This is a genomic window from Terrirubrum flagellatum (assembly GCF_022059845.1).
Taxonomy (GTDB): Bacteria; Pseudomonadota; Alphaproteobacteria; order Rhizobiales; family Beijerinckiaceae; genus Terrirubrum; species Terrirubrum flagellatum.
The window spans coordinates 217,943-229,796 of sequence record NZ_CP091854.1 but is presented as its reverse complement, the minus strand read 5'-3'; the positions used below and the strand labels follow the sequence as shown (position 1 = coordinate 229,796).

At 64.4% G+C, this 11,854-nt stretch carries 9 protein-coding genes; all 9 read right to left on the bottom strand.

Annotated features, from left to right (window positions below; all coding sequences use genetic code 11):
- Positions 1-93: 93 nt before the first annotated feature.
- On the bottom strand, positions 94-1,344 hold the full coding sequence (locus tag L8F45_RS30795) for a M24 family metallopeptidase (RefSeq protein ID WP_342364307.1): 1,251 nt from the start codon (positions 1,342-1,344) through the stop codon (positions 94-96).
- 143 nt (positions 1,345-1,487) lie between these two features.
- A complete protein-coding gene (locus L8F45_RS30790) occupies positions 1,488-2,672 on the bottom strand; it encodes a mandelate racemase/muconate lactonizing enzyme family protein (RefSeq protein WP_342364306.1) in 1,185 nt (394 codons plus the stop codon).
- The gene (locus L8F45_RS30785) at positions 2,669-4,198 is read right to left on the bottom strand and encodes a trimethylamine methyltransferase family protein (RefSeq protein ID WP_342364305.1); all 1,530 of its coding nucleotides are present in this window, start codon (positions 4,196-4,198) and stop codon (positions 2,669-2,671) included. Before L8F45_RS30785 ends, L8F45_RS30790 begins: the two co-directional genes overlap by 4 nt.
- Positions 4,199-4,208: 10 nt before the next feature.
- The gene (gene bmt / locus L8F45_RS30780; RefSeq protein ID WP_342364304.1) at positions 4,209-5,207 is read right to left on the bottom strand and encodes a betaine--homocysteine S-methyltransferase; all 999 of its coding nucleotides are present in this window, start codon (positions 5,205-5,207) and stop codon (positions 4,209-4,211) included.
- Entirely contained in the window at positions 5,185-5,406 is a 222-nt protein-coding gene (locus tag L8F45_RS30775) for a DUF1289 domain-containing protein (RefSeq protein WP_342364303.1), read from the bottom strand. Before L8F45_RS30775 ends, bmt begins: the two co-directional genes overlap by 23 nt.
- Positions 5,403-7,814, bottom strand: a complete 2,412-nt coding sequence (locus L8F45_RS30770) for a GcvT family protein (protein WP_342364302.1) — start codon at positions 7,812-7,814, stop codon at positions 5,403-5,405. The genes L8F45_RS30775 and L8F45_RS30770 overlap by 4 nt, the downstream gene beginning before the upstream one ends.
- A complete protein-coding gene (locus L8F45_RS30765) occupies positions 7,811-8,416 on the bottom strand; it encodes a sarcosine oxidase subunit gamma (RefSeq protein WP_342364301.1) in 606 nt (201 codons plus the stop codon). Before L8F45_RS30765 ends, L8F45_RS30770 begins: the two co-directional genes overlap by 4 nt.
- On the bottom strand, positions 8,403-11,321 hold the full coding sequence (locus tag L8F45_RS30760) for a sarcosine oxidase subunit alpha family protein (RefSeq protein ID WP_342364300.1): 2,919 nt from the start codon (positions 11,319-11,321) through the stop codon (positions 8,403-8,405). The genes L8F45_RS30765 and L8F45_RS30760 overlap by 14 nt, the downstream gene beginning before the upstream one ends.
- Positions 11,318-11,605 carry a sarcosine oxidase subunit delta gene (locus tag L8F45_RS30755; RefSeq protein WP_342364299.1) on the bottom strand — a complete coding sequence of 96 codons (288 nt, stop codon included), beginning with the start codon at positions 11,603-11,605 and terminating at the stop codon, positions 11,318-11,320. The genes L8F45_RS30760 and L8F45_RS30755 overlap by 4 nt, the downstream gene beginning before the upstream one ends.
- Positions 11,606-11,854: the final 249 nt, after the last annotated feature.

The window sequence follows — 11,854 nt, the reverse complement described above, 5'->3', positions numbered from 1 at the left end:
GGCAACCCTCCTGTTTGATGGGCATTTCGTTTCTCTTGACTCTATCGAAGACCAGCGGGCGGGCCGCCGCAAGCGGAATCCCTAAGCCAGGCTTCAAATCTCCTCATATGGAAAGCTGTCGAGCGGCTCCGCGCCGTTCGCCGTGATCAGAACCTGGGTCTCAAGCTTGATGCATTCCGGTCCATTCTCCTCGCCGATCAGGCTCTCGACGCAGACGACCATGTTCTCTTCCAAGCGGCCGGCATAGGCGCGCTCGGCGTCGATATGGTTCGGCACCGACGGCCACTCATCCGCCATGCCGACGCCATGGAGCGCAAGCCCATAACGGCAGGCGCGATACTTCTCAGGGATTTTCCAGCACTTCTCATGGAATTCGGAGAAGGGCATGCCTGCGCGGAGCACGCTGACATTATGTTCGATCTGTTCGCGCGCCGCAGCGTAGTCAGTCCGCTGTCGCGGCGACTGCCTGACATGGCCGATGGTCCATGAGCGCGAGAGGTCGGCGCAATAGCCGTAGGGTCCGATCATGTCGGTGTCGAATGCAAGCATCGCGCCTTCTTCGCACACCGCATCGGACGATTCCTGGAACCAGGGATTGGTGCGACGGCCGCAGGCGAGAAGCCGCGTCTCCAGCCATTCGCCGCCCGAGCGCGCATTCTCGAAATGGAGCTCGGCCCAGATCTCGTTCTCGGTCTTGCCGGGCAGCGAGGCCTCATACATGCGCGCCATCCCGGCTTCGCAGACGCGAATCGTCCAGCGCATCAGCGCAAGCTCGTCCGCACTCTTGATGACGCGCGCCTTCTCCGCGACCTCCTGCCCCTCGATCAGCGTCACGCCACGCTTCCGCAACGCGTCGACGCCGGCCGGTTCGAGCTTGTCGACGGCGAGCCGCATGTTGCCGCCGCCGCGCTCGCGCAGCGCATCGACGATCTCATCCGCCCAGGCGTTGAGCCGCTCCTCGGCGCGGTCGCCCGCGGTCATGTAGAACCAGGTGCGCGCGGTGCGGATCTCGTCGACCGTTTCGATGCCCTTCGCCAGATGTTCGGAGCGACGATACTCAAAGGCGATTCCGCGGCCGTCCGCGAACAGAAGCGCGTAGTGCGACGCGTTATGCAGCATCCAGACCTGCATGTTCGACACGTCGAGCGCATAGCGGATGTTGCAGGGGTCATAGAGCAGGATCGCCGCGCAATCATGCGCGACGACCTGCTGGCGCAATCGCTCTTTTCGGTAAGCGCGCGCGCGCATCAGCGTCTCATGCGGGAGCGGGCTTTTCAGCGGCTTGTCCGCGCCCTCCGCATTGAGATATTCGCGCTTGCGCAAATCCTTGAAGATTTCAGCCATCGCCCTCCCCTGGATCACGCCGCATTTTGATTGAAACAATCAAAATGCGGGAACGTGATCGATTCCAAAAATTGAGAGCATGGCTTTCGCGAAAAACCGGTTCCCACTTTTTCGCGCCATGCTCTAGCAATAGCGCCGGCGATCTACGCCAGCGGCAGCCGCCGAAAGCGGCCTTCCATTTCCGGATCGTAGTGCTGGTTCATCGGCCCATTATCGACGAACAGCTTGTGGCAATAGCTAAGTTTCTCGCGGCTCAACGTCACGCCAAGTCCCGGCCCCTCCGGCACGCGCACGATGTTATTCTCAGGCCTGAACGGACCTTCCTCGATCACATCGAGCGGCTGCATGCGGAACAGCGACTGGCTCGGCTCGCGAATCCACTGATGCGAAGCGGTGAGATGCATGTAGGCTGCGCTGCCGATGCCGGTGTTGGCGCTATAGCACCAGAAATCGATGCCCATCGCCTCGCAGGCGCCGATGAAGCGCGAGGTGCGGCCGACGCCGCCATGGACATTGACGTCGGTGCAGAACGCTTCCGGCGTGCCGAGCGCCACCGCGCGCTGGATGTCGATATTGTGGACCGAGAACGGAATCGCCGTGTGCTTGCGCAGCAGCGCCAGCTCCTCGAACGTCGCGCAGGGTTCCTCCCAGTTTCTGATATCGACGTCTTCGAGCGCCTTGGCGATACGGATCGCCTCCGTCACGGAGTAAGACATGTTGGCGTCGAGCCGCAACATCGCATCGCGCCCCAGCGCCTTGCGGAGCTGACGCATCATCTCGATGCTCGGGCCGGGGTCGCGCGTCGCAATCTTGCCCTCGAAATAGGTGGTGCCGCAGGTCTCCTTGAGACCCATGCAGTAATCGACGACCGCTTCCGGCGTCATCTCGCCGCCCTTGTCGCCCTGCTTCATGCGGAAGCCGAAATAATCGGTGAAGGTGATGTCTTTCCTCACCGCGCCGCCAAGCAGATCATAAAGCGGCCGGCCCCACGCCTTGCCCCTAATGTCCCACAGCGCGAGTTCGACGGCGCCAAAAGCGCGGATCAATCCGAAATCGATCGCCGTCGTCACGCCGCGCCAGGCGGGAAGACAAAGCAATTCCGCGCCGGCGATATCGATGGGATCGCGGCCAATCAGTTTCGGCGCGATGGCGCGATTGATGATGTCGACCGCGAGATAGGAGGCCGCTTCGCCGAGCCCCACGAGCCCCTCGTCGGTCTCGACTTCGACGACGGTGCGCGACGAACCGGGCAGCCAGCCGAAGGACCAGAGATAGGGCGCCTCGATCGGCAGGTTGATCGGCGTTGCGCGGATGGCGGTGATCTTCATGCGCCAATCTCCTCCCTGCGTTTGGCAATGTAGGCGCCGACCGCTTCCGCCACGGCGGGGTCGAGCGGCGGCGCCTGATACTGATCGCGATATTTCTTCCAGAGATCGAGCGAACGATCGGTCGCGGATTTCGCGCCGGCGTCGCGCCAGTTCTCGTAGTTCGACCAGTCCGACAGGATCGGCCGGTAGAACGCGTTCTCGTAGCGCGCGAGCGTGTGCGGCGAGCCGAAGAAATGTCCGCCCGGCGCGATCTCCTTGATCGCGTCGAGCGCGATGTCGTCATCGGTGAACTCGACGGGCTTCAGCATCTCGGCCCAGCCGCGCAGCATCTCGGCGTCGACGACGATCTTCTCGAGCGACGCCGCGAGACCGCCTTCGAGCCATCCGGCGGCGTGATTGATGAGATGGCTGTGGCTCATGATTCCGGCCCAAAGCGAGAACGCCGTCTCATAGGTCGCTTGCGCATCGACCGCAGGCGAGGCGTTCACGGCGCTGGTGCGCACAGGAAGCTTGAGACGCCTGCCGATCTGCGCCGTCGCCAAAGTCGCGTTGACATATTCCGGCGTGCCGAAAGCCGGCGAGCCCGTGCGCATGTCCACGTTCGAGGTGAAGCCGCCGAGAATGCAGGGCGCGCCCGGCCGGATTATCTGGCAGAGCGCGATGATGCCAAGCGCTTCCGCGGTCTGCTGCGTCAGCGCGCCGGCGAGCGTGACCGGCGCCATGGCGCCCATCAGCGTGAACGGCGTGATGCAGACGCATTGGCCGTGCTCGGCCATGATCATGATGTTATCGAGAATTTCCTCGTCAACGCGGCGCGGCGAATTGACGTTGGTGATCGACATGAGCGTCGGCCGCGCCGCAAGATCATCGATCGAGCATTGATGCTCAATGGCGGACAGCGCGATCGCGTCCGTCGCCTGCGGAGCGCCGACGCCGCGCGCGCCCCAAACGATGTCGGCGCATTCGATATGCGCGCGATACATTTCGAGATGGCGCACGGGCACGGGAATATCGACCGGCTCGACCACCACGCCGCCCTGCCAGTGCAGGATGCCCAGCGCATGTGTGATCTTCAGAATATCGCGGAACGCTTCGAGATCGCCATAACGACGGCCGCGCTCGAGATCGGAAATATGCGGCGCGCCATTGACCGGGCCGAAATTAACGACGTTGCCGCCGACATGGAGATCGCGTTCGGGGTTGCGCGCGCCGAGCACGAAGCTTTCCGGCGCATGCGGCAGCAGCGCCTCGATGATGTCGCGGCCGATGCGGACGACGCCGCTCTCATCGTCGACGATCGCGCCAGCCTTGCGATAGAGATCGCGCACTTTTTCGCTGCGGATTTCGAGGCCCGCTTCCTCGAGCACGCGATAGCCGGCGTCGATGATCCGCTCGACCTGCTCGACGGACAGAATCTCGACAGGCGCCCAGCGATTGACGAGCCGCGGCAGCGGCGCGGTCGAAGGACCGGTCGAGCGCGCGCCTCGGGCGCGTTCGCGACGGCGGGGAGCTGCGGGTTCGCTCATGATGCGCTCCTCACGTTGTTCCGCGCCGGCGCGCGCCGCGTCTCGCCGCGGGCTCCTGCGCCGAAGGCGGCGACACCAGCGGACCAAGCGCCGCGACGACATCGGACATTTCGGGCCGGGCGCCATTCATATGCGCGTCAAGCGCCCGACGCATCGCCGCGAGATGCTTCGGCGATGTGCCGCAGCAGCCGCCGACGATGCGCGCGCCGGCATCGATCGCGAGATGCGCGTAGGCGAACATGGTTTCCGGCGTGCCGGAATAATGAACGTGATCGCCATGCACGGTCGGCACGCCAGCATTCGCTTTCGCGATCAACGGCGTCTCCGGCGTTTCCTCGCTCATGGCGAGAATCGAGGCGACGAGATCGGACGCGCCGACGCCGCAATTCGCGCCGACGGCCAGCGGCGGCGGCGCAAGCGCAGTCGCGAAATCGAGCAGCGCGCGCGGCGGCACGCCCATCATGGTCCGGCCCGCCGTATCGAAGCTCGCGGTCACCGTATAGGGCATGCCGACCTTGCCGGCCGCGGTCGCCGCGGCGCGAATTTCTTCCGCCGCCGACATGGTCTCGATCCAGACGACATCCGCGCCGCCATCGCGCAGACCTTCGATCTGCTCGACAAAGACTTCGATCGCTTCTTCTTCGGTTAACGCGCCGAGAGGCGTGAAGAGATCGCCCGTCGGCCCGACCGATCCCGCGACAACGACTTGACGCCCCGAAGCGTCGGCGATTTCGCGCGCGAGCTCCGCGGCTTTCCGGTTCAGTTCATGCGTGCGGTTCTGCAAGTTATGCAGCTTGAGGCGCCGCGCATTGCAGCCGAAGGAATTGGTGAGAATGATGTCGGCGCCGGCGTTGACGAAACTGCGATGCAGCGCGCCGATGCGATCGGGATGAACATCATTCCACAATTCCGGCGCGTCGCCTGACATCAGCCCCATGTCGAAGAGGTTGGTGCCCGTGGCGCCGTCGGCGAGCAGCACCGGCGTTTTAGCGAGACGTTGCGCGAGCATTCCGCCCTCCTTTCCGCGCGGCGCGCGAAGTCATCGTCTTCAGGCGGTCCGTCAGCTTGTCCTTCACCGCGATGCGCTCCCCCGACGACATGCCGATCCAGCCCGCGATTTCCGCGATCGTGCGTCCGCAACCGATGCAGAAGCCCGTCACCGGATCGACCACGCAGACATTGACGCAGGGGCTCGCATCATCCGTCATGCGCGCAGGCGTCCGCCCTGTGGATCATGCAGCGCCTTCGCCGTGATCACGGCGCGGCACTCCTGTCCGAGAATGTCGATCGCAAGCTCTTCGCCGTCGCGCGCCAGCTCCGTCGGGACATAGCCGCAAGCGAGACTCTTGCCGACCCAATGGCCGAAGCCGCCCGACGTGACATGGCCGACGGGCTCCCTGTTCTTCAGGATCACCTCATAACCCACGACATCGGCGTGCGGCGCATCGACCACCATCATCACGAAACGCTTCTTCGGCCCTTCTTCCTTTTCCTTCATGACAGCCGCCTTGCCGACGAAATCGGGCTTGGCGAAATCGACGAAAGCGTCGAGCCCGGTTTCCGCCGGCGTGTAGTCCGGCCGGAAATCCTTGTTGAAGGAGCCGTAGTTCTTTTCAAGCCGGAGCGAGGAGATGGCGCGGCCGCCATAGAGCTTCATGCCGAATTCGGCGCCGGCTTCCATGAGATCGTCATAGAGCTGAACCTGATAATCCGGCGTCACCCAGAGTTCGTAACCCAATTCGCCAGTGAAGCCGCAGCGCTGCAGAATCGCCGGCGACAGGCCAACCGCCGTCTCGCGCACCGCGAAGAACTTGAACTTGTCGTTGCTCATATCGTCATCGACGAGCTTCTGGATCACGCTGCGCGCATTCGGGCCGGAAATCGCAAATCCCGTCAGCGTCGAGCAGGCGCTGCGCACGAAAACGTCATCGGGCGGATTGGAGCGCGAGAACCAGCGCATGTGGAACGCTTCGGCGAAGCCGGAGCCGACGATGAGATAACGATCCTCCGCAAGGCAGGCGATCGAGAGATCGCCGATGATGCGGCCGCGCGGGCTCAGCATCGGCGCGATCGCCATGCGGCCGGGCTTCGGGATGCGACAGGCGAAAACGTGGTCGAGCCATTTGCGCGCGCCCTTGCCGGTAATTTCGTATTTCGCATAATTCGAGGTTTCGTAGAGACCAACCGACGTGCGCACCGCATGGCATTCCGCGCGCACATGCTCGAAGGCGTTCGAGCGGCGATAGGTCGGAGTCTCATAACGTTCGACGCCGGAGGGCGCGAACCACAGCGCGTTCTCCAGCCCGAAATTCGCGCCGAACACGGCGCCGCTCTGTTCGAGCTTGTCGTAAACGGGCGTGCGCCGATAAGGCCGCGCCGCTGGCATTTCCTCATTGGGATAAGCGAGGCGGAATCGGCGACGATAATTCTCCTCGACCTTGATGCGCGTATATTTTTGCGTGGCGAAGAGGCCGAAGCGCGCGGCGTCCATGGCGAGCACGTCCTGACCGGGATCGTTCTCCGTCATCCAGCGCGAGAGCACGAGGCCGATGCCGCCACCCTGACTGAAGCCCGCCATCACGGCGCAGGCGAGCCAGAAATTCGGCAAGCCCTGCACCGGGCCGACGAGCGGATTTCCATCCGGCGCAAAAGTGAAGGGACCGTTGACCGATTTCTTGATGCCGACCTTCGACAGCGCCGGGAAATGCTTGAAGCCGCGCTCCAGCTCGGGCGCGATGCGCTCGATATCGCTCGGCAGGAGTTGGCTGTGGAAATCATCGGGCGTAACCTTCTCCGACCAGGGAACCGACGCCTGCTCATAGGTGCCGAGGAGAACGCCCAGCCCTTCCTGCCTGAGATAGATTTCGCCGGCGAAATCGGTGGTGTTGATGATCTCGCGCGTCTGGCCCGCGAGTTCCGGCACCGCCTCGGTGACGATGTAGTGATGCTCCATCGCCAGCACCGGCAATGACAGGCCGACGAGACGCCCGACCTCGCGCGCCCATAAGCCGCCGGCGTTCACCACATGCTCCGCCTCGATCACGCCCTTGTCGGTGGTGACGCGCCAGCCATCCGGCTGCTGATCGAGCGCGGTGACTTTCGTGAAGCGTTCGACTTCCGCGCCAAGCGCCTTCGCGGCTGCGACATAGGCCTGCGTCACCATCCAGGGATCGACATGGCCGCCGTCTTCGCGCCACAGCGCGCCCTTGAAGAATTCTTCGGCGATGAGGACGTTGCGCTTCTTCGCCTCGGCGACGGAGATCAGCTCCGTCTGCATCTTGAGATAGCGCGCGCGGCTGTGGATCAATTTGATGAAATCCATCTCGCCATTGGTCGCCGCGAGATAGATGCCGCCATTGTGGTGCAGGCCGCAGGAGAGACCCGTCGCGGCTTCAAGCTCGCGATAGAGATCGAAGGTGTATTTCTGCAGGCGCGACACGTTGGCGTCGGAATTGAGCGTGGTGACGCCGCCGGCCGCGTGCCATGTCGAGCCCGAGGTCAGCTCGTTCTTTTCGAGCAGGACGAGGTCTTTCCAGCCCGCTTTCGCGAGATGGTAGAGCACCGAGCATCCGACGACGCCGCCGCCGATCACGACGACTCTGGCATGGCTCTTCATGGCGTTTCCGCTTTCGACTGGAGAGGAGGCAGGACGCTCAACCCGAACTCCTCGGCCGATTCTGTCACGAAATCGGCGAAGGAGACAGCGAGCGTCCGGGGAATGATGAGATCGAATGTCGGCGCGTCATCGAGCTGATGAATGGCGACGGGCATCTGCGCCATGATCGTGCGCGCGACATGGCCCGATCCGAAGGCCGACGGATGCAGATCGATGCGGCAGCCCTTTGCGAGCGCTTCGCGCGCGCGGGGACCAGAAATGCGCAACACGCCATAGCCGCCGCTCTGATCGACGAAGGCCGCGACATCGCGCGCGAGCGCATTGCGCAGGCGCGAGATCGCCGGCGCTGCGCCAACAATGAGAACGGTATCAGGCGCGATCCACAGCGCTTCGACATCAACGTTGCGCGCGGATCGGCCGGCGGCCGGCGCATCAAACCCGAAAGCTGTCTTCAACGCCGCGGACAATTCCGCAGCGCGGCCGCGCCGCGCGACGATTTCCGCGAAGGCGACGGGCCGCTCGCAGATCGTCACGCCGGCGCTCTCCGCGGCGTGCGGCTTGAGATAAGCGGCGAGCGGCGACATCGGCTCAGGCGCGGACACGAAGATTCTCCGGATCGACGCGGTGCGGGCTGCCGATGACGACTTCTATGAACTCGTCAAAAACAGGCGACGCCGCGATCACGCGCTCGCCGTGACGCGCATGACCGCCCGAGAGAAGGCCGAGGCCGATCCAGCCCTCGCCTTCGCAGGCCATGCAGGCGGCGGTGACATAGCCCTGGCTCGGCGCCTTGCCATCGAGCCCGACGAAATGCGCGCCGCCGCGCAGGCGCTTCGTGACATCGACCGGCGCAAGGCCCACAAGCTGCAACCGCGCGGGATCGAGAAGTCCCGGCCGTTGGCTCAAGGCGCCGCCGACGAAATCGCCCGACTTCTTCAGCATGCGGCCGAAGCCGAGATCAGCGGCCGTGGTCTGGCCGTTGATCTCGCCGCCGGTGACATGTCCCTTCTCGATGCGCATGACATTGAGCGCGTCGAGCGCATAGGGCCTGATCTCGAATTCCTTTCCGGCTTCCAGAATCGCCGTCCAGGCATGCTCGGCATGACAGGCGGGGACGGCCACTTCGTAAGCGAGTTCGCCCGAGAATGAGATGCGAAACCAGCGGCCGGGAACGCCGGCGATATCGGCTTCGCCGACCGCCATGAAAGGCGCGGCCTCGTTCGACATATCGGCTTTGACGATGCGCTCGACCACGCGCCGCGCATTCGGTCCCGCGACGGCGAATTGCGCCCAGTGATCCGCAACATTGGTCAGCGTCACATCGAGGTCGCGCCAGACGGTCGCGAGATGCCATTCCATATGTTCGAGAACGTCAGGCGCTTTCTGCGTCGTCGCCGTGACGAGGAAATGATCGTGCGCGAGCCGCGACGTCGTGCCGTCATCAAGCATCATGCCGTCTTCGCGCAGCATGATTCCATAGCGCGCGCGGCCAACCGGCAAAGTCGAAAAGGTGTTGGCGTAGATGCGATCGAGAAATGTCGCCGCGTCCGGCCCTTGCACGTCGATCTTGCCGAGCGAGGACATATCGGTGACGCCGACCGAACGCCGCGCAGCGCGCGCCTCGTCCAGCACCGGCCCCCAGCTTGTGTCGCCAGCGGGGGAATAGACGAGAGGCCGCAGCCAGATTCCGATATTGGTGAACACGGCGCCGTTGCGCGCGTGCCAGTCATGCAAAGGCAGCCGGCGCTTCGGCTTGAAATGCGCGCCAACATCGGCGCCCGCGAGCGCGCCCCATGTGGCGGGCTGCGCATAAGGCCGCATGCGCGAGAGACCAACCTTCGCGATCGGCTCGCCGCGCGCGTCCGCCAGCACCGCGGAGCCGACAAGCCCGCCGATCTTCCCCTGATCCGTCGCCATGCCATGCGTCGTGTAACGCTTGGCGTGCTCGACATGGGTGTAGCCTTCGCGATGCGCGAGCCTGATATCATCGGCGGTGACGTCGTTCTGGAGATCGACGAAGGATTTTCCGTCTGCGCGGACTTCCCAGAGCGGAAAGGTGTTCGCGGCTGGCACTGTTTTCTCTTCCGGTGCCGATGCCACGCTTGCGGCGAAACCCAGCGACGCCGCGACCGCGCGCCCGATGTCCGCGCCATTGGCAGCCGCGCGCGCGACGCCGAAAATTCCGCGCGCAGCGCCGGCGGAGCGCGTGAGGCCCGTTTCTTCGCCGGGCGCAAAGGCGGAAATATCGTTGCGCCACACGAGCGGCGTCTGCGCCTGGCTGGCGAGATGCGCATGCGGCGAAAATCCACCCGACACGCACAGCGCATCGGCGATCACGGTTGCGACAGGCGCGCCATTGCGGCGGCGCACGCGGATGGCGCGCACGCCATCGCGGCCGGCATCGACGCCGCTCACTTCGCAGCCGGGCATCACGGTCAGCCCAGCCTTCACAGCTTCGCCTGCCGCGGCGCTGTCCGTTCTCGGATCGATGATCGCCACGATCTCGACTCCAGCCTCGGCAAGATCGCGCGCAGTCGCGTAGGCGTCATCATTCGCCGCGAACAAAGCGACGCGCTGGCCGACCGCGACGCCCCAGCGATTGCAATAGGCGCGCGCGGCCGAAGCCAGCATCACGCCCGGCCGATCATTGCCGGGGAAGGCGATGAGTCGTTCGATCGCACCCGTTGCGAAGATGGCGCGGCGCGCGCGAATGAGATGCAGCCTTTCGCGCGCGCCTGTGTCTTCAACACTGCGTTCGATCGCGGCGAACACGCCATGGTCGTAGGCGGCGACAACGGTCGTGCGTGTGAGAATTTCCAGATTGTCGCGCGACGCGAGCGCCGCGATCTGCGCCTTGAGGTCGTCGGCCATACCGGGCTCGACGAGGAGGCCGCCGCCCAGCTCAAAATCCTGTTCAGCGAGGATCACACGCGCGCCGGAAGCCGACGCTTCGCGCGCCGCAGCAAGCCCTGCGGCGCCGCTTCCGACGATGAGAATATCGCAATGGCGATGGACGTGATGATAGTGATCGGGATCGGCGCCGTCCGCGATGCGTCCGAGGCCCGCCGCGCGGCGGATCGCCGGCTCGTAAAGCTTTTCCCAGAACGAGGCCGGCCACATGAAGGTCTTGTAGTAGAAGCCCGCCGGCAGGAACCGCGCGAAAGCGCCGCCGATCGACATGAAATCGAACGACAGCGACGGCCAGCGATTCTGGCTCGCGGCGACGAGCCCGTTGCGCAGCTCGATCATGGTCGCAGGCGTATTCGGCGAGCGCTTAGCGCCTTCGCCAAGCTCCACCAAAGCGGATGGCTCTTCGGGGGCCGCAGTCATGACGCCGCGCGGGCGGTGATATTTGAAGCTGCGGCCCATCAGCCGCACGCCGTTCGCCAGCAGCGCCGAGGCCAGCGTGTCACCGGCAAAGCCGTGATAGTTCTGCTCATCGAAGCGAAATGTGATGGCGGAGTCGCGCGCGACGCGCCCGCCTGAACCGAGACGATAGCCGCTCACGACTTCGCCCCCGCATCGGGAATGCGCAATTCGTCGTTCGCCTCGCCGACGGCGGCGATCTCATGCGTCAGCGTATGGCGCACAACCTTCAGCACGCGCCGGCATCCCTGCACATGCTGCCACCATTCGACATGCCAGCCGGCGGGATTGTCGCGCTCGAACACATAGGATGCGAACGCGTCAACGCCCGCATCCGCCGCCGGACGCGCAAGCGTCGCATCGCCGCGATAACGGAATTCGACATCGTCGCGCGGGCCGCAATGGGGACAGGCGATGCGCAGCATTAGGGCCTGTTGACAGTTAGGATTTGGGCGTGGCGCGACGCGGATTTTGGCGCTGAACAGGCGAAAAGACCGCCGTGGCGTTCTCCGCCACAAGGGCTTTTCAACGCATTCAGAGCCGAAATCCGCCGCGCCCCGAAGGGGTGTGGCGCCAATCGCCCATCTTGGCGTCGCGCGATCTTGAAAGGGAATAACCCTTTCGGCGATCGCGCTCCTGAAGCTGGACGATTGGCTCTCACACCACGCTCCAAA

Excerpts from the sequence above, each read along its gene's own strand:
- L8F45_RS30795 (WP_342364307.1), bottom strand. The coding sequence starts at position 1,344 with ATGGCTGAAATCTTCAAGGATTTGCGCAAGCGCGAATATCTCAATGCG.
- L8F45_RS30790 (WP_342364306.1), bottom strand. The coding sequence starts at position 2,672 with ATGAAGATCACCGCCATCCGCGCAACGCCGATCAACCTGCCGATCGAG.
- L8F45_RS30785 (WP_342364305.1), bottom strand. The coding sequence starts at position 4,198 with ATGAGCGAACCCGCAGCTCCCCGCCGTCGCGAACGCGCCCGAGGCGCG.
- bmt (WP_342364304.1), bottom strand. The coding sequence starts at position 5,207 with ATGCTCGCGCAACGTCTCGCTAAAACGCCGGTGCTGCTCGCCGACGGC.
- L8F45_RS30775 (WP_342364303.1), bottom strand. The coding sequence starts at position 5,406 with ATGACGGATGATGCGAGCCCCTGCGTCAATGTCTGCGTGGTCGATCCG.
- L8F45_RS30770 (WP_342364302.1), bottom strand. The coding sequence starts at position 7,814 with ATGAAGAGCCATGCCAGAGTCGTCGTGATCGGCGGCGGCGTCGTCGGA.
- L8F45_RS30755 (WP_342364299.1), bottom strand. The coding sequence starts at position 11,605 with ATGCTGCGCATCGCCTGTCCCCATTGCGGCCCGCGCGACGATGTCGAA.